This is a genomic window from Streptomyces sp. NPDC001070 (genome assembly GCF_053598835.1).
The window spans coordinates 118,684-134,333 of record NZ_JBSFLB010000014.1 but is presented as its reverse complement, the minus strand read 5'-3'; the positions used below and the strand labels follow the sequence as shown (position 1 = coordinate 134,333).

The window sequence follows — 15,650 nt, the reverse complement described above, 5'->3', positions numbered from 1 at the left end:
CCCGGTCGAACCACCAGAAGGGCGAGGCTCCCGCCATGACCAGCACCGAGAACCACCTGGCCGCCGGGAAGGCCGCCGCCGGCGCGTACGCCGTCGACATCGACCCGGAGCGGGCCGGCTGGGGCTACTCGTCCCTGCGGATCCTGGAACTCCCGCCCGGCGGGCGGCACGAGTTCGTTACCGGCGACAGCGAATGGATCGTGCTTCCCCTGTCCGGCGGCTGCGAGGTCTCCGCCGGCGGTGAGGCGTTCCGGCTCACCGGGCGCGAGAGCGTCTTCGCCGGAGTCAGCGACTTCGCGTACGTGCCGCGCGACGAGCGGGTCCGCGTGGCCAGCGCCTCCGGCGGCCGCTTCGCCCTGACCGGTGCCCGCTGCGAACGGCGGCTGCCCGCCCGGTACGGGCCCGCCTCCGGCGTTCCCGTCGAGCTGCGGGGCAGCGGCAACTGCAGCCGCCAGGTGAACAACTTCGGCGCCGCGGGGGCCTTCGAGTGCGACCGCCTGATCGCGGTCGAGGTGCTCACCCCGGGCGGCAACTGGTCGTCGTTCCCGCCGCACAAGCACGACGAGGACCGGGAGGGCGAGTCCCGTCTGGAGGAGATCTACTACTTCGAGATCGCCCCGGCGCACGGCAAGGAGGGCATCGGCTACCAGCGCGTCTCCCCCTCCGGCAACGGCCGCGGCACCGACGTCCTCGCCGAGGTCCGGCACGGGGACGTCGTCCTGATCCCCGACGGCTGGCACGGCCCCTCCATGGCCGTCCCCGGCCACGACATGTACTACCTGAACGTCATGGCGGGCCCGGGTCAGGAGCGCGCCTGGCTGATCTGCGACCATCCCGACCACGCCTGGATCCGCACCACCTGGCCCGGGCAGCCGGTCGATCCGCGCCTGCCCCTGTACACCGCCCCCGCGGCCACCGACGAAGCACCCGAGAGGTCCTGATGAGCAGCCAGTCCGTCCACCGCCTCACGGTCGCCCAGGCGCTGGTGCGGTTCCTGACCGCCCAGTACACCGAGCGCGACGGGGTCCGCCACCGCCTCGTCGCCGGCACGTGGGGCATCTTCGGCCACGGCAACGTCGCCGGCATCGGCCAGGCGCTGCTGGAGTACCAGCGCGAGATGCCCTACCACCAGGGCCGCAACGAGCAGGCCATGGTGCACGCCGCCGTCGGGTACGCCCGGCAGCTCAACCGGCTGTCCGCGCAGGCCGTCACCACCTCCATCGGCCCCGGAGCCACCAACCTCGTCACCGGTGCCGCCCTCGCCACCATCAACCGGCTCCCGGTGCTGCTGCTCCCCGGCGACTCCTTCGCCAACCGCGTCCCCGACCCGGTGCTCCAGCAGCTCGAGCACACCCAGTCCGGCGACATCTCCGTCAACGACGCGCTGCGGCCGGTCTCCCGCTGGTTCGACCGGGTCACCCGCCCGGAGGCGCTGATCCCGTCCGCGCTCCAGGCCATGCGCGTGCTCGCCGACCCCGCCGAGACCGGCGCGGTCACCCTCGCCCTGCCGCAGGACGTGCAGGCCGAGGCGTACGACTGGCCCGAGGAGTTCTTCGCCGAGCGCGTCTGGCACGTACGCCGCCCGGCCCCCGAGGCCGCCGAACTCGCCGCCGCCGCCGAGGCGGTGCGCGCCGCGCGCCGCCCGCTGATCATCGCGGGCGGCGGCGTCCACCACAGCGAGGCCGAGCCCGCCCTGGAGGCGCTGGTGGCGGCGACCGGCATCCCCGTGGCCTCCACCCAGGCGGGCAAGGGCTCGCTGCGCCACGACCACCCCGCCGACCTCGGCGGCATCGGCCACACCGGCACCGCCGTAGCCGACGACCTGGCCCGTACCGCCGATCTGATCATCGGCGTGGGCACCCGCTACACCGACTTCACCACCGCCTCCTCCACCCTCTTCGCCGCTCCCGGCGTGCGCTTCCTCAACCTCAACATCACCGGTTCCGACGCCCACAAGCTGGGCGCCCGCACCCTGGTCGGCGACGCCCGCGCCGGTCTCGAAGCCCTCGCCGAGGCGGTCGCGGGACACCGCGTCGACGCGGAGTACGAGGCCGAGTACCGCACGGGCAAGGAACGCTGGGAGCGCGTCGTCGACGCCGCCTACACCCCGGCGGACGACGCCGCCAGGCCCACCCAGACCCAGGTGCTCGGCGCGCTCGACACGGTGGTCGGCGACGACGACGTCGTCATCAACGCCGCGGGTTCGCTCCCCGGCGACCTCCACAAGCTGTGGCGCGCCCGCTCCCCGCGCCAATATCACCTGGAGTACGGCTACTCCTGCATGGGCTACGAGATCCCCGCCGCGATCGGCGTCCGGATGGCCGCGCCCGACCGGCCCGTCTGGGCGCTCGTCGGCGACGGCACCTACCTGATGATGCCGACCGAGATCGTCACCGCCGTCCAGGAGGGGGTCAACATCAACCTGGTCCTCATCCAGAACCACGGCTACGCCTCCATCGGCGGCCTTTCCTCCGAGGTCGGCGGCGAGCGCTTCGGCACCGCCTACCGCTACCGCGCGGCCGACCGCACTTTCACCGGCGACCCGCTCCCCGTGGACCTCGCCGCCAACGCCGCGAGCCTGGGGATGGACGTCCTGCGCGCCGGGACCGTGCGCGAGTTGCGCGAGGCGCTGGCCGCCGCCCGCGCCTCCGACCGGCCGACCTGCGTGTACATCGAGACCGACCCCGCGCAGACCGCCCCTGTTGCCCAGGCCTGGTGGGACGTGCCGGTCGCCGAGACCGCCTCCCGCGAGGCGGCCGTCGAGGCCCGCAAGTCCTACGAGCGGCATCTGGGCGACCGCCGCCGCCACCTGTGAGAGGCCCTTCCGCCCGGCACCACCGACCGCACCGGCCCGTCCGCGGGCCCTCCGAGAAGGCGTGGACTCAAATGTTCGGACAATGTGATGTCAGAGTTTCCTGAGATCGTGACCGGCGGATACGCTCCCCCTGTGTCCAAAGCAGAGTCCGCGCCGCTCGAATTCGAGGTGGACCGCTCCAGCCCGGTGCCGCTGTACTACCAGCTCGCCCAGCAGCTGGAAGGTGCCATCGAGCACGGCAGGCTCGCCCCCGGCAGCCTGCTCGGCAACGAGATCGAACTCGCCGGACGGCTCGGCCTCTCCCGTCCGACCGTCCGCCAGGCCATCCAGTCCCTGGTCGACAAGGGACTGCTGGTGCGCCGCCGCGGCGTGGGCACCCAGGTCGTGCACAGCCAGGTCAAGCGCCCCCTGGAACTGAGCAGCCTCTTCGACGACCTCCAGGCCGCCGGGCAGAGCCCCGCCACCCGGGTGCTGCGCAACGAGACCGAGCCCGCCTCCGCGGAGGTCGCCGCCGCGCTCGGCGTCGCCGAGGGCAGCGACGTCGTCGTCCTCCACCGGCTGCGCTACACCCACGGCGAGCCGATGGCCCACATGTGCAACTACCTGCCGCCCGGTCTGCTCCCCCTCGACAACGCCAAGCTGGAGTCCACCGGCCTGTACCGCATGATGCGCGCGGCCGGCATCACCCTGCACAGCGCCCGGCAGTCGGTCGGCGCGCGCTGCGCCAGCGAGGCGGAGGGCGAGCTGCTCGCCGAGGACCCCGGCGCGGCACTGCTCACCATGAGCCGGACGACCTACGACGACACAGGCCGGGCCGTCGAGTACGGCACGCACATCTACCGCGCCTCCCGCTATGCCTTCGAATTCCAGCTCCTCGTCCGCACCTGAGGGCATCAGGAACACCCCCTTCCGTTTGCATCGCATCCTGTGACGGATACTTGGTCCTTTCCAGATCTGCAGGGAAAGGCACGACGTGGAGAGGGCGATCAACGGAAGGCGCGCGCTCGGTGCGCTACTGACGGTCATCATCGGCGTATCGCTGGCGGGGTGCAGCAGCACCGGAGGCCTGCGCGCCGAGCAGCGGGCCAAGGAGGCGCAGGCCAACGGCTCGGCCGTCGACACGCCCCGGTGGACGGTCGCCATGGTCACCCACTCGGGCGCCGGCGACAGCTTCTGGGACATCGTCCAGAAGGGGGCGCGGCAGGCCGCCGCCAAGGACAACATCAAGTTCCTGTACTCCAACAGCGACCAGGGCAAGGACCAGGCGCAGCTGGTGCAGACGGCCATCGACCAGAAGGTCGACGGGCTGATCGTCACGCTCGCCAAGCCCGAGGCGATGAAGGACGTCGTCCTGAAGGCGGAGAAGGCGGGCATTCCGGTCATCACCATCAACTCCGGATCCGCCCAGTCCAAGGAGTACGGCGCCCTGGCGCACATCGGGCAGGACGAGACCATCGCGGGCGAGGCCGTCGGCGACGAGCTCACCGCGCGTGGGAAGAAGCACACCCTGTGCGTGCTCCACGAGCAGGGCAACGTCGGTCACGAGCAGCGCTGCGCGGGGGTGAAGAACACCTTCGAGGGCACGACGGAGAACCTCTACGTCAACGGCACCAACATGCCCGACGTCCAGTCCGCCCTGCAGGCCAAGCTCGAGTCCGACCCGTCCATCGACGCCGTCGTCACCCTGGGCGCGCCCTTCGCCGCCACCGCCGCCAAGGCGAAGGAGCAGTCCGGCAGCAAGGCCGAGGTCGACACCTTCGACCTCAACGGCCAGGTCGCGAGCGCCCTGGAATCCGGCACCATCGGCTTCGCCGTGGACCAGCAGCCGTACCTCCAGGGCTACGAGGCCGTCGACCTGCTGTGGCTCCACCGCTACAACGCCGACGTCCTCGGCGGCGGCAAGCCGGTGCTCACCGGCCCGCAGATCGTCACCAAGGACGACGCCGCCGCGCTGAAGGACTACGCGAAGCGGGGCACCCGATGACCTTGGACGCCGCCCTCGCCCCGCGGCGGCTCAGCCACCGCCTCTTCGGCCGTCCGGAGCTGGGCGCGGTCGTGGGCGCCGTGGCGGTCTTCGTCTTCTTCTCGGTGACCGCCGACTCCTTCCTGCGGCCGGCCAGCATCGGCACCGTCCTGTACGCGGCGTCCACCATCGGGATCATGGCCGTGCCCGTGGCGCTGCTGATGATCGGCGGCGAGTTCGACCTGTCGGCGGGCGTGCTCGTCACGACCTCCGCCCTGGTGTCGTCGATGTTCAGCTACCAGATGACGGCGAACGTCTGGGTCGGCGTCGGCGTCTCGCTGCTCGTCACCCTCGCCATCGGCTTCTTCAACGGCATCATGCTCGCCCGCACCAGGCTGCCGAGCTTCATCATCACGCTGGGCACCTTCCTGATGCTCACCGGCCTCAACCTGGGCTTCACCAAGCTCATCGACGGCACGGTCAGCACCAAGTCCATCGCCGACATGGAGGGCTTCCCCGCGGCGCGGGCGCTGTTCGCCTCGCACCTGACCATCGGGGACGTCGACCTCCAGGTCACCATCCTGTGGTGGGCCGCCCTGGTCGCCGTCGCCACCTGGGTCCTGCTGCGCACCCGCGCCGGCAACTGGATCTTCGCGGCGGGCGGCGGCCCCGACGCGGCCCGCGCGGTCGGCGTCCCCGTCGCCCGCACCAAGACCGGCCTGTACATGGCGGTCGCCTTCTGCGCCTGGATCTCCGGCCAGCACCTGCTGTTCTCCTTCGACGTCGTGCAGTCGGGAGAGGGTGTCGGCAACGAGTTCCTGTACATCATCGCCGCGGTCATCGGCGGATGCCTGATGACCGGCGGCTACGGCTCGGCCATCGGCTCGGCGGTCGGCGCGTTCATCTTCGGCATGACCAGCAAGGGCATCGTCTACGCCGAGTGGAACCCGGACTGGTTCAAGTTCTTCCTGGGTGCCATGCTGCTGCTGGCCACGCTGCTCAACGCCTGGGTGCGCAAGCGGGCGGAGGCGGCGAAGTGACGGCCCTGGTGAAGCTGACCGACGTCAGCAAGGCGTACGGGCACGTGCGCGCCCTGGAGGGCGTCTCCCTGGAGGTGCACGCCGGGGAGATCACCTGCGTCCTCGGGGACAACGGCGCGGGCAAGTCCACCCTGATCAAGATCATCGCGGGGCTGCACCAGCACGACACCGGCAGCTACGAGATCGAGGGCGCGCCCGTCCGGCACACGTCCCCCCGCGAGGCCCTCGACCACGGCATCGCCACCGTCTACCAGGACCTCGCGGTCGTTCCCCTGATGCCGGTGTGGCGCAACTTCTTCCTGGGCTCCGAGCCGAGGAGGGGCCGCGGGCCCTTCAAGCGGCTTGACGTCGCCATGATGCGGGAGACCACGCGCACGGCACTGCGCGACATGGGCATCGACCTGCACGACGTCGACCAGCCCATCGGCACCCTGTCGGGCGGGCAGCGCCAGTGCGTCGCCATCGCCCGGGCCGTGCACTTCGGGGCCAAGGTGCTCATCCTCGACGAGCCCACGGCGGCGCTCGGCGTCCGGCAGTCGGGCGTCGTCCTCAAGTACGTCGCCGCCGCTCGGGACGCGGGGCTGGGCGTGGTCCTCATCACGCACAACCCGCACCACGCCCACCTCGTCGGCGACCGCTTCGTCCTTCTCCGCCGCGGCACGATGACCGGCTCCTACACCAAGGACGGCATCACGGTGGACGAGCTCACCCGCGAAATGGCCGGCGGCACGGACCTCGAAGCCCTCGCCCACGAACTGCGCCGTCCGGCGCGGTGACGGCGGGCGGGCGATTCCGCCCGCCCGCCCCCCTCGCCCCGAACCGCGCCCAGGCCGTACCCAGGGTCGCCCGTCGCGGGCGCAGCAACGCCGCGCCCGCGGCGCCGCGCGCCTGCACCCGCCCCTGCTGGTGGGCGTGCCTCGCGGTGTCGGGTCTGCCGCGCACCCACTCCGGATCATGCCCTGACCGCCTCCGGCGGCCCGGCGTCGCCCCGCGTCGCGCCGCGCGCCTCCGCTGCGACGGCGTGGAGTGGCCCCGGCGCGACGGGCGCACCCCGCCGGCGCTTCGCGTCTCGCGGTGCCGGGCGGGTGCTTGGGGTGGCCTGCCGTGACGGGGCGGTCGGCCGCCCGACGGTGGGCGCGCCCTGGCGGGCGCCGCGGCCCCGCAGGAGCGTGCCGCACCTACCGACGCGGGTGCACCGGACGGCGAGAGGCGCCCTGCCACCCGGCCGCGCGGGACCGCCGGCCGCGCCCCGCGACCACCGGCACTTAGAATCACTCGCAGAGACGCCCCCGACCCCGGAGAGACGAGCCTTGCGAGCGACGACCGAGCAGAAGTTCGGGACCGAGTCCGGGATCGGAACCACGGGGGTGAGCCGATGAGCATGTACCGCGGTGCCGCCCGCTCCTCCAGCAGCTCCACGCTCCTCAGCACGGTGGGCCGCCGCGAGCGCCGCTCGCACCTCACCGCGCCCCGGGTGCCCACCGTCGGAATCGACATCGGCGGCACCAAGGTGATGGCCGGAGTCGTGGACGCGGACGGCAACATCCTGGAGAAGCTGCGCACCGAGACCCCGGACAAGAGCAAGAGCCCCAAGGTGGTCGAGGACACGATCACCGAGCTGGTCCTCGACCTGTCCGAGCGCCACGATGTGCACGCCGTCGGCATCGGCGCGGCGGGCTGGGTCGACGCGGACCGCTCCCGGGTGCTCTTCGCCCCGCATCTGTCCTGGCGGGACGAGCCCCTGAAGGCCCGCCTCACCGAGCGCCTCCGGGTCCCCGTCATGGTGGACAACGACGCGAACACCGCCGCCTGGGCGGAGTGGCGCTTCGGTGCCGGCCGCGGCGAGAGCGACCTCGTGATGATCACGCTGGGTACCGGCATCGGCGGCGCCATCCTGGAGGACGGCCACGTCAAGCGCGGCCGCTACGGCGTCGCCGGGGAGTTCGGCCACATGCAGGTCGTGCCCGGCGGGCACCGTTGCGCCTGCGGCAACCGCGGCTGCTGGGAGCAGTACAGCTCGGGCAACGCCCTGGTGCGCGAGGCCCGCGAGCTGGCGGCGGCGGAGTCCCCGGTCGCGTACGGGATCATCGACCGGGTCGACGGCCAGGTGCGGGAGATCACCGGACCGCTCATCACGGAGCTCGCCCGTGAGGGTGATGCGATGTGCGTCGAGCTCTTCCAGGACATCGGCCAGTGGCTGGGCGTGGGCATCGCCAATCTCGCCGCCGCCCTGGATCCTTCCTGCTTCGTCATCGGCGGCGGCGTCAGCGCGGCCGACGACCTGCTGATCGCCCCTGCCCGCGACGCCTTCCGGCGCCATCTGACCGGGCGCGGGTACCGGCCGGAGGCGCGTATCGTCAAGGCGCAACTCGGCCCCGAGGCCGGGATGGTCGGCGCCGCGGATCTGGCGCGGCTGGTCGCCCGCCGCTTCCGGCGTGCCAACCGGCGGCGGGTCGAGCGGTACGAGCGCTACGCGAAGGTTGTCGGCAAGTGAGTGGTCCGCCCCTGAGGAAGCCACCGCGCTGGGTGCAGTGGACGGTCGTCCCGCTGCTGATCCTGGTGCCGATCGGCTACGTCATCATCTCGGCCGAGCAGAGCCGGGACAGCGGCGAGGAGAAGCAGGAGCAGGCCGCCGCGACGACGCTCACCTACGTGTGGCCCACCAAGGTGCAGCGGCGCATCTACGAGGTGCCGATCCCGTTCGGTTCGACGCCGGTGGCGTACCTGGAGACCAACAACTGGGCGGCCAGCTCTTTCTACGTGCAGTTCCGCACCAACCAGGGCGGCCTGGACACCTTCCTCGCCCAGGTCGGCACGAGCCGCGCCGCGCTCAAGGAGGGTGAGGTGACCGTGAGCCCCAAGCAGGCACGCACCGTGCGCTGGACCTTCGGCGAGGACCGCCAGTGGGCCGGGGTCAGGCTGAAGCGGCACGGCGACAAGCCGGACCACAACATCACGGTCGACTTCTCCGACGCGGACCACCCCGTGGTCTATGTCGTGTCCACGATAAACTTCCGCTGACCGGCGGGAGGCCGCCGCCGGCGCCCGCGCCGTCGCCGCCGGGCCCGGTCGCCCGCGCCCCCGAACGCCTCGATAGCGTGGAGCGAGTGAGCGACGAGCAGCCCCCCAAGACCCTCCAGCACCGCCTTGACGGCCCGCAGGACGCCCCGGTCCTGGTCCTCGGCCCCTCACTGGGCACGACCTGGCACATGTGGGACCGGCAGGTACCCGAGCTGACCCGGCAATGGAGAGTCCTGCGCTACGACCTCCCCGGGCACGGCGGAGCCCCGGCCGACCCCTCGGCCTCCACCGCCGAACTCGCCGACCGCCTGGTGCGCACCCTGGACGAGGCCGGCGTCGAACGCTTCGGCTACGCGGGATGCGCCTTCGGCGGCGCCATCGGCACCCAGCTCGCGCTGCGCGCACCGCAGCGCCTGGCCTCGCTCGCGCTGGTCTCCTCCTCCGCCCGCTTCGGAACGCCCGACGCGTGGCGGCAGCTCGGGGTGATCGTCCGCGCGAACGGCCTGGAGCAGATCGCCCGGAGCGCGCCCGAGCGCTGGTTCGCGCCCGCCTTCCGGGCCGCCCAGGCGGCCATCGTGGACTGGGCCGTGCAGATGGCGCGCGCCGTCGACCCCGAGTGCTACATCGCGGTCTGCGAGGCGCTGGCCGCCCATGACGCGCGCGCCGAACTGGGCGCGATCGCCGTGCCGACGCTGGTCCTGGGCGGAGCCGAGGACCAGGTGACGCCGCCCGCCGACGCCAGGGCCCTGGTCGCCGGGATACCCGACGCGCGGCTCGCGGTCGTTCCCGGAGCCGCGCACCTGGTGCCGGTCGAGCAGCCCGCCGCCGTGGGCGAGCTCCTCGTACGCCACTTCGGGGCCACCTGGACCGGGCAGCCGGTCGCCGTCGCCGCGCCGCCCGCCGCCGTGACCCCCGACCCCGTACCGGCGGCCGCGGCCGTGCCGGCGCCTCGCCCGCACGCCGCCGACGCCGCGGCCGTCCGCCCCGACCCGTACCCGGCGGGCGACCGCATCCGCCGCGAGCTCCTGGGCGACGCGCACGTCGACCGGGCGGCCGAGCAGGCCGAGGGGTTCTCCGGGGACTTCGAGGAGTTCGTCACGCGCTACGCCTGGGGCGAGGTCTGGAACCGGCCCGGGCTCGACCGGCGGACCCGCAGTGTCATCACCCTGACCGCGCTCGTCGCCGGCGGCCACCACGCCGAGCTGGCCGCGCACACCCGGGCCGCGCTGCGCGGTGGCCTCACCCCGGCCGAGATCGAGGAGGTGCTGCTGCACACCGCCGTCTACTGCGGGGTGCCCGCCGCCACCTCCGCCTTCGCGGTGGCGCGGAGCGTGATCCGGGAGGAGACCCGGCCCCGGGAGTGAGCCCGCCCCCACGGCGGCCCCCGCCCCCGTCAGCCCGTTGGTATCTCCACCTGAATGGGGCGTGTATGGGGCGCCCGGCTCGGCCATGATGGCCATGCAAAGGATCATCGCTCCGGAGGAGAGTCATGAAGCTGACGAAGAAGGGCCACGCCTGCGTCCGCCTCGAGAAGGACGGGCGCGCGCTCGTCATCGATCCCGGAGCCTTCACCGAGCCGGACGCCGCGGCGGGGGCGGAGGCGGTCCTCGTCACGCACGAACACGCCGACCACTTCAGCGAGCAGCAGCTGCGCGCCGCCCTGGAGGCCAACCCCGCCGCCGAGATCTGGACCCTGAAGAGCGTCGCCGACCAGGTGTCGGCCGCCTTCCCGGGCCGGGTCCACACCGTCGGCGAGGGCGACACCTTCAACGCGGCCGGCTTCGAGATCGAGGTGCACGGCCAGATGCACGCCGTGATCCACCCCGACATCCCCCGCATCACGAATGTGGGCTACCTCGTCGACGGCTCCGTCTTCCACCCGGGTGACGCCCTCACCGTGCCCGGCCGCTCCGTCGAGACGCTGCTGCTGCCCGTGCACGCCCCCTGGAGCAAGGTCTCCGAGGTCATCGACTACCTCCGCGAGCTGAAGCCGGCCCGCGCCATCGACGTCCACGACGGGCTGCTGACCGACATCGCCCGCACCGTCTACGACCGGCTGCTCGGCCCCGACGGACCCGGCGTGGCGGGCGCGGAGCACGGCCGGATGGCGCCCGGGGACAGCACCGACCTGGGCTGACTGCCCGCGGGGAACCGCCCCCGAGACCGGCTCGGGGCCGGTTGTCGGAGGCGGGCGGTACATTCGAGTCCATGCGCATCGCCACCTGGAACGTCAACTCGATCACCGCCCGCCTTCCGCGGCTGCTCGCCTGGCTGGAGAAGAACAGCCCGGACGTGCTGTGCATCCAGGAGACCAAGTGCGCCGAGGCGCAGTTCCCGTTCGACGAGCTGCGCGCCCTCGGCTACGAGACGGCCGTCAACGCCACCGGCCGGTGGAACGGTGTCGCCCTGCTCTCCAAGGTCGGGCTCGAGGACGTCGTCGTCGGCCTGCCCGGCGGCCCCCTGTACGAGGAGGTGGACGAGCCCCGCGCGGTCTCGGCCACCTGCGGCCCGGTCCGCGTCTGGTCGGTGTACGTCCCCAACGGCCGCGAGGTCGGCCACGACCACTACGCGTACAAGCTGCGCTGGTTCGAGGCGCTGCGCACGGCGATCGCCGACGACGCGGCGGGCAAGCGCCCCTTCGCCGTCCTCGGCGACTACAACGTGGCGCCCGCCGACGAGGACGTGTGGGACCCGGCGGTCTTCGAGGGGATGACCCATGTCACCCCCGCCGAGCGGGAGGCGCTGGCGCACCTGCGCGAGGCGGGCCTCAGCGATGTCGTGCCGCGCCCGCTGAAGTACGACCGCCCCTACACCTACTGGGACTACCGGCAGCTCGCCTTCCCCAAGAACCGGGGGATGCGGATCGACCTGGTCTACGCGAACCAGCCCTTCACCAAGGCGGTCGGCGACGCCTACGTCGACCGCGAGGAGCGCAAGGGCAAGGGCGCCTCCGACCACGCCCCCGTCGTGGTCGACCTGGACGTCTGACCGGTCCGGGGGAGGCCCACGGCGAAGCGCCCGCCGACCCTGCGCTGGAACTCGACGTAGCCGCGCAGCCCCGGGGGGCACGGCAGATGCAAGGTGGCCGGGTGCGTCACCTCGCGCAGGTCCACCACCAGGGCCTCGTCCGGCAGCCCGGCCAGCACGCCGGCCAGCTCCGGGTCGGCGCCCGGCCGGGCCTGCCCCACCGGGGTGCCGCGCAGGTCGGGGCGGTAGGAGAAGACGTGCGAGGTCTCGGCGAGCCGCTCCAGCACGGCGGTGTCGTCCGGGACGGCGGCGTCCGCCCGCTCCGGCTCCGCCGCCGTGCGCTCCAGGGCGGCCAGCCCCGCCCGCGCCAGCAGGGTCACCCAGTCGACCAGTGACGGCGCCACATACGCCCAGGTGTCGTGGAAGACCCCGGTCGCGGCGAACACCCGCCCCCAGGCGCCGGTGTCGGCGTCCACGTCGACGAAGAGCGTGTCCCCGCCGGACTCGCGGAGCAGATGCGCCGAGCCGGGCGGCCCCACGGCCCAGCCGCCGGAGGCCAGGCCGCCCTCCGGAGCCAGCCGGTACTCCTCCAGGCCGCCGATCCGGATCGCCCGCACCCTGCCGACCAGCCGCCGCACCTCCCCGGGAAGTGGCACGCCCCACCCGGCGATCTCGGCGTCGTCCGCGCCGGGCGTCAGCCGCACCGTGTCCGGCGCACGCTCCGCCAGTTCCTCGAGCAACCGCCAGGCGCGGTCCGCCGCCCGTGCCCCGGCTTCCCGTTCATCCCGCATTGCATGGCCCTTCTCGCACCGGGCAGCCTTACGTTACGTATTGTGCGGCAACGGAACGTATACAACGTGTCGTTACCGCTGGCATACGCCCGCGCGTACGCTCCGGCCATGAACAGCTTCTCCGTCGACATCGCCGCCACCGTGCTCGAACCCGAACCCCTGGACCCGGGGCAGATCGTCTCCGGCTCCCCGGAGGTCACCGGAAAGGTGCTGTGGCAGTCACCCGACGGCACCCGTACGAGGGGGATCTGGCAGATCACCCCGGGCGTGGTGACCGACACCGAGGCGGACGAGATGTTCGTGGTCGTCAGCGGGCGGGCCACCGTCGAGGTGGAGGACGGACCGACCCTGGAACTGGGCCCGGGCGACGTCTGCGTCCTCCGCGAAGGAGACCGTACGACATGGACCGTCCACGAGACGCTGCGCAAGGCCTACGCCATAGGCTGATGCCCATGGACATTTCCTTCCTGGACAGGTGGCGCAAACGGTACGGCGAAGTCCGCGGCGCGGCCGTACCGGAGTCCCTCGCCGAGGATCCGGAAGGGGTCGCCGAACTACTGTCGGAGTGCGAGCTGCTGCGCGCCAGGGCCGAGGTCGAGGGGGTCGAACTGGACGACACGGCCCGCTCCTTGGAGCGCCTCGACCAATTGGTGCCGCGCTGGCGCGACGACCCCGACGAACTGTCCTGGCTCGGCAACGACGCCGGGCTCTACCTCGGCACCGTGATCGTGCGGACCGTGCCCGGCGCCACCTGGCAGATCTGGCCCAACGGCCGGCCCGTCGTCCTCCTGGCCTCCGGCCGTGAACTCGACGTCGTCGAGGCCGGCCACGAGTGGGCCGAGAGCGGAACGCCCGAGCTGTCCCAGGTCTACGCCGAGGCGTCCGAGCCCTGAGCCGGCTCTAGATGACGCGCTCGGCCTCGCCGAGCATGGCCTCGAACCAGCGGTCGAAGCCGTAGAGCACCGAGCCCGGCGGCGTGGCGGAGAGCCGGTAGACCAGTGAGCCGCGCGGGTCCGCGGGCGGCCCGATGACGGAGACAAAGGTCGCTCCGTCCAGCCGCACCAGCCGCCACACCGGCGTGGTGCGATAGCGGTAGACCTCCAGCTGAATCGTTCCTTCTTCGGCGAGGGCGGCGAGCATGTCCTCCGCGAAGCGCAGGCTCGAGGCGAAGAAGCGCGGCGTCTCGCCGACCTCCTCCGCGATCCGCGCGACCGCAGGGCTCTCCGGGTGGAGCAACAGCAGCCGCATGCGGGCGACACCCGTCCGGCCCCCGCGGGTCAGCGGCCCGCGCAGCAGGGAGTCGCCGAGCGCGACCATGCCCAGCGCCCGTACGCCCACCACGTCCACCGACTCCGCGCTCGCCGCCACCTCGCGGATCTCCGCCGCCGCCTCGGGCTTGGTCAGTGCGACCGCCGCGACCTGCGGATGGTCCATCAGATCGCGTGAGCCGTACGAGCGCAGACGCCGCGGCGCGAGCCCCATGAGCATCCGCGCGTGGTCCGGCATGCGCAGACCCTGCGCGATCCGTTCGAAGACGTCGATCCGCACCACCGAACGGCGGTTGCGCACGATCTCGTTGACCCGGCCCTGCAGCAGACCGGTCGCCGCCGCGATGCGGGACTGGCTCGCGCCCCCGTACTGCTGGGCGAAACGCAGGATCGCCCCGGCGTCCCGGGCGCGCAGGGCCTCCCGTATCTCCTCGCGCTCCCAGGCCCACGCGGGGATCTCGACGGCATCACCAGAACCCGGTTCAGACATCCACGACTCCCGTCCACAGCGGCGGTCAACCGGCGTTACCAGCGGGTATGTCGTGGTGACAATAGCGCGGGGGTATCGCGTGCAGGTGTGGTTCACGGGAATGCTCGGCGCCACCTACGACACCTGTGAGGTGGTCACATGTGGGACAATCTGGCCGCGCAGCCCCCGCTCCGGCGCGTCGCCCCCGGTGACGACAGCGGTGCGGGCGACGAGTCGCCCCCGGATACCCTCCATACCCGGGATCCGGGAGTCGAACCCGTCGTCGCCCCGCCCGCCACCGTCCTGCTGGGCGAGGTCTTCCTGCCCGCCGACGATCTGGCGGCCGCCCAGGCCCGCCGAATCCTCGCGGCGACGCTGGACGTGTGGGGACTCGGCCACCTGCTGGACACCGCGGGCATCGTGCTCGCCGAACTCGTCACCAACGCCGTACGGCATGCCGGGGGCCGCCGCGTGGGCGTCACGCTGTGGCGGCGGCTGACCCTGGTGCACATGTCGGTGCGTGACGGTTCCCGCACACCGCCCTGCCTGGTGCTGACCGGACGGCTCCCCGACACCACCGGGAACACGCGCGGTCTCCAGGTGGTTTCCGCCCTGACCTACCGCTGGGGGACAGAACTCCTCCCGGTCGGCAAGCGTGTCTGGGCCGAGATCGCCGTCTGACGGAGCGTCGGGAGGTGCATGATGGGGGCATGGACTCCCTGCAGCAGATGCCCAACATCGGAGCGGTCCTGGCCGAGCGCCTCCGCCGTGCCGGTGTGCCGGACGCCGAAGAGCTGCGCCGCCTCGGAGCCGGAGGGGCCTTCGCGATGATCCGCGAGGGGCTTCCCGAGGACGCCTGCACCCACACCCTGCTCGCCCTCGAGGGCGCGATCCGCGGCACGCGCTGGACCGCCATCCCCAAGGCCGATCGTGACGCGCTGGTCGGCCAAGTGCTGGGCGAGGGCCATGCGGGCGCCGCCGCCCGAGGTCATTAGCGACTACACAGCCCCACCACAGTGCCGTCACACACTGGTGGGATGGACTCGCGCGGGTCAAGAGATCTCCGGGCGCGTGCGCGCCGGACTGTCGAGGAGCCACGGACCCATGACGCGTGATCACAAGCCCCGCCACGGTGCCCGCTGCCGTCGCACTCCTGGCCGTTCCCGCGCTGCTGCGGACCGGCTGCGGATCGGACCCGGCGTCCGCGAGTGACGGCCGGGCGGAGCAGAACCGTGCTTCGGCCGGGCCGCGCGGCCGCGGTGTGCCGTCGGTGATCGCCTGCGGCTCCCAACTGGTCGCCGGCTGCACGGGCTGAC

The 15,650-nt window shown here is 72.6% G+C and carries 18 protein-coding genes; 16 read left to right on the top strand and 2 right to left on the bottom strand.

What is annotated here, in order from left to right; genetic code table 11:
• Positions 1-35: 35 nt before the first annotated feature.
• The 11 genes from iolB to ACWDAS_RS18925 all read left to right on the top strand — a co-directional run bounded on the left by iolB (position 36) and on the right by ACWDAS_RS18925 (position 11,827).
• Positions 36-941 carry a 5-deoxy-glucuronate isomerase gene (iolB, locus tag ACWDAS_RS18975; RefSeq protein WP_450391959.1) on the top strand — a complete coding sequence of 302 codons (906 nt, stop codon included), beginning with the start codon at positions 36-38 and terminating at the stop codon, positions 939-941.
• On the top strand, positions 941-2,815 hold the full coding sequence (gene iolD, locus ACWDAS_RS18970) for a 3D-(3,5/4)-trihydroxycyclohexane-1,2-dione acylhydrolase (decyclizing) (protein WP_450391956.1): 1,875 nt from the start codon (positions 941-943) through the stop codon (positions 2,813-2,815). Before iolB ends, iolD begins: the two co-directional genes overlap by 1 nt.
• Before the next feature lie 168 nt (positions 2,816-2,983).
• Positions 2,984-3,703, top strand: coding sequence for a GntR family transcriptional regulator (locus ACWDAS_RS18965; RefSeq protein ID WP_450392138.1), 720 nt, complete (start codon positions 2,984-2,986; stop codon positions 3,701-3,703).
• 85 nt (positions 3,704-3,788) lie between these two features.
• Positions 3,789-4,799, top strand: coding sequence for a sugar ABC transporter substrate-binding protein (locus tag ACWDAS_RS18960; protein ID WP_450391953.1), 1,011 nt, complete (start codon positions 3,789-3,791; stop codon positions 4,797-4,799).
• Positions 4,796-5,818: an ABC transporter permease gene (locus ACWDAS_RS18955; protein ID WP_450391951.1), complete on the top strand. Its 1,023-nt coding sequence runs from the start codon at positions 4,796-4,798 to the stop codon at positions 5,816-5,818. Before ACWDAS_RS18960 ends, ACWDAS_RS18955 begins: the two co-directional genes overlap by 4 nt.
• On the top strand, positions 5,815-6,594 hold the full coding sequence (locus ACWDAS_RS18950) for an ATP-binding cassette domain-containing protein (protein ID WP_450391948.1): 780 nt from the start codon (positions 5,815-5,817) through the stop codon (positions 6,592-6,594). The genes ACWDAS_RS18955 and ACWDAS_RS18950 overlap by 4 nt, the downstream gene beginning before the upstream one ends.
• A gap of 599 nt (positions 6,595-7,193) precedes the next feature.
• A complete protein-coding gene (locus tag ACWDAS_RS18945) occupies positions 7,194-8,312 on the top strand; it encodes an ROK family glucokinase (RefSeq protein WP_450391946.1) in 1,119 nt (372 codons plus the stop codon).
• Complete coding sequence (locus tag ACWDAS_RS18940) at positions 8,309-8,839, top strand: hypothetical protein (RefSeq protein ID WP_450391943.1); 531 nt, start codon at positions 8,309-8,311, stop codon at positions 8,837-8,839. The genes ACWDAS_RS18945 and ACWDAS_RS18940 overlap by 4 nt, the downstream gene beginning before the upstream one ends.
• Before the next feature lie 86 nt (positions 8,840-8,925).
• Positions 8,926-10,203 carry a bifunctional 3-oxoadipate enol-lactonase/4-carboxymuconolactone decarboxylase PcaDC gene (pcaDC, locus tag ACWDAS_RS18935; protein WP_450391941.1) on the top strand — a complete coding sequence of 426 codons (1,278 nt, stop codon included), beginning with the start codon at positions 8,926-8,928 and terminating at the stop codon, positions 10,201-10,203.
• A 125-nt stretch (positions 10,204-10,328) separates the two neighbouring features.
• Positions 10,329-10,976 (top strand): MBL fold metallo-hydrolase, encoded by a 648-nt coding sequence (locus tag ACWDAS_RS18930; RefSeq protein WP_450391938.1) that lies wholly within the window; start codon positions 10,329-10,331, stop codon positions 10,974-10,976.
• Positions 10,977-11,047: 71 nt separating this feature from the next.
• Complete coding sequence (locus tag ACWDAS_RS18925) at positions 11,048-11,827, top strand: exodeoxyribonuclease III (RefSeq protein ID WP_450391936.1); 780 nt, start codon at positions 11,048-11,050, stop codon at positions 11,825-11,827.
• Here the strand turns inward: ACWDAS_RS18925 and ACWDAS_RS18920 are convergent.
• The gene (locus ACWDAS_RS18920) at positions 11,752-12,597 is read right to left on the bottom strand and encodes a hypothetical protein (RefSeq protein WP_450391933.1); all 846 of its coding nucleotides are present in this window, start codon (positions 12,595-12,597) and stop codon (positions 11,752-11,754) included. The genes ACWDAS_RS18925 and ACWDAS_RS18920 overlap by 76 nt on opposite strands.
• A 108-nt stretch (positions 12,598-12,705) precedes the next feature.
• Between ACWDAS_RS18920 and ACWDAS_RS18915 the strand changes: the two genes are divergently transcribed.
• Together ACWDAS_RS18915 and ACWDAS_RS18910 are read left to right on the top strand one after the other, a co-directional pair.
• Positions 12,706-13,044, top strand: coding sequence for a cupin domain-containing protein (locus tag ACWDAS_RS18915; RefSeq protein ID WP_450391930.1), 339 nt, complete (start codon positions 12,706-12,708; stop codon positions 13,042-13,044).
• A 5-nt stretch (positions 13,045-13,049) separates the two neighbouring features.
• Positions 13,050-13,490 (top strand): DUF6278 family protein, encoded by a 441-nt coding sequence (locus tag ACWDAS_RS18910; protein ID WP_450391927.1) that lies wholly within the window; start codon positions 13,050-13,052, stop codon positions 13,488-13,490.
• 7 nt (positions 13,491-13,497) lie between these two features.
• On the opposite strand, the gene ACWDAS_RS18905 is transcribed toward ACWDAS_RS18910, so the two are convergent.
• Positions 13,498-14,355 (bottom strand): helix-turn-helix domain-containing protein, encoded by an 858-nt coding sequence (locus ACWDAS_RS18905; protein WP_450391925.1) that lies wholly within the window; start codon positions 14,353-14,355, stop codon positions 13,498-13,500.
• Between the two features lie 138 nt (positions 14,356-14,493).
• Here ACWDAS_RS18905 and ACWDAS_RS18900 point away from each other — a divergent pair, with 138 nt between their 5' ends.
• The 3 genes from ACWDAS_RS18900 (at position 14,494) to ACWDAS_RS18890 (ending at position 15,649) form a co-directional block, all read left to right on the top strand.
• Positions 14,494-15,015: an ATP-binding protein gene (locus tag ACWDAS_RS18900; protein ID WP_450391923.1), complete on the top strand. Its 522-nt coding sequence runs from the start codon at positions 14,494-14,496 to the stop codon at positions 15,013-15,015.
• Between the two features lie 29 nt (positions 15,016-15,044).
• Positions 15,045-15,329, top strand: a complete 285-nt coding sequence (locus tag ACWDAS_RS18895; protein ID WP_450391921.1) for a TfoX/Sxy family DNA transformation protein — start codon at positions 15,045-15,047, stop codon at positions 15,327-15,329.
• A gap of 116 nt (positions 15,330-15,445) precedes the next feature.
• Complete coding sequence (locus ACWDAS_RS18890; RefSeq protein WP_450391918.1) at positions 15,446-15,649, top strand: hypothetical protein; 204 nt, start codon at positions 15,446-15,448, stop codon at positions 15,647-15,649.
• The last annotated feature ends 1 nt before the right edge of the window (position 15,650 follow it).

Bases quoted from the DNA above. Each gene is read 5' to 3' on its own strand.
- iolB (WP_450391959.1), top strand. From the start codon at position 36: ATGACCAGCACCGAGAACCACCTGGCCGCCGGGAAGGCCGCCGCCGGC.
- iolD (WP_450391956.1), top strand. From the start codon at position 941: ATGAGCAGCCAGTCCGTCCACCGCCTCACGGTCGCCCAGGCGCTGGTG.
- ACWDAS_RS18955 (WP_450391951.1), top strand. From the start codon at position 4,796: ATGACCTTGGACGCCGCCCTCGCCCCGCGGCGGCTCAGCCACCGCCTC.
- ACWDAS_RS18945 (WP_450391946.1), top strand. From the start codon at position 7,194: ATGAGCATGTACCGCGGTGCCGCCCGCTCCTCCAGCAGCTCCACGCTC.
- ACWDAS_RS18930 (WP_450391938.1), top strand. From the start codon at position 10,329: ATGAAGCTGACGAAGAAGGGCCACGCCTGCGTCCGCCTCGAGAAGGAC.
- ACWDAS_RS18925 (WP_450391936.1), top strand. From the start codon at position 11,048: ATGCGCATCGCCACCTGGAACGTCAACTCGATCACCGCCCGCCTTCCG.
- ACWDAS_RS18920 (WP_450391933.1), bottom strand. From the start codon at position 12,597: ATGCGGGATGAACGGGAAGCCGGGGCACGGGCGGCGGACCGCGCCTGG.
- ACWDAS_RS18915 (WP_450391930.1), top strand. From the start codon at position 12,706: ATGAACAGCTTCTCCGTCGACATCGCCGCCACCGTGCTCGAACCCGAA.
- ACWDAS_RS18910 (WP_450391927.1), top strand. From the start codon at position 13,050: ATGGACATTTCCTTCCTGGACAGGTGGCGCAAACGGTACGGCGAAGTC.
- ACWDAS_RS18905 (WP_450391925.1), bottom strand. From the start codon at position 14,355: ATGTCTGAACCGGGTTCTGGTGATGCCGTCGAGATCCCCGCGTGGGCC.
- ACWDAS_RS18900 (WP_450391923.1), top strand. From the start codon at position 14,494: ATGTGGGACAATCTGGCCGCGCAGCCCCCGCTCCGGCGCGTCGCCCCC.
- ACWDAS_RS18895 (WP_450391921.1), top strand. From the start codon at position 15,045: ATGGACTCCCTGCAGCAGATGCCCAACATCGGAGCGGTCCTGGCCGAG.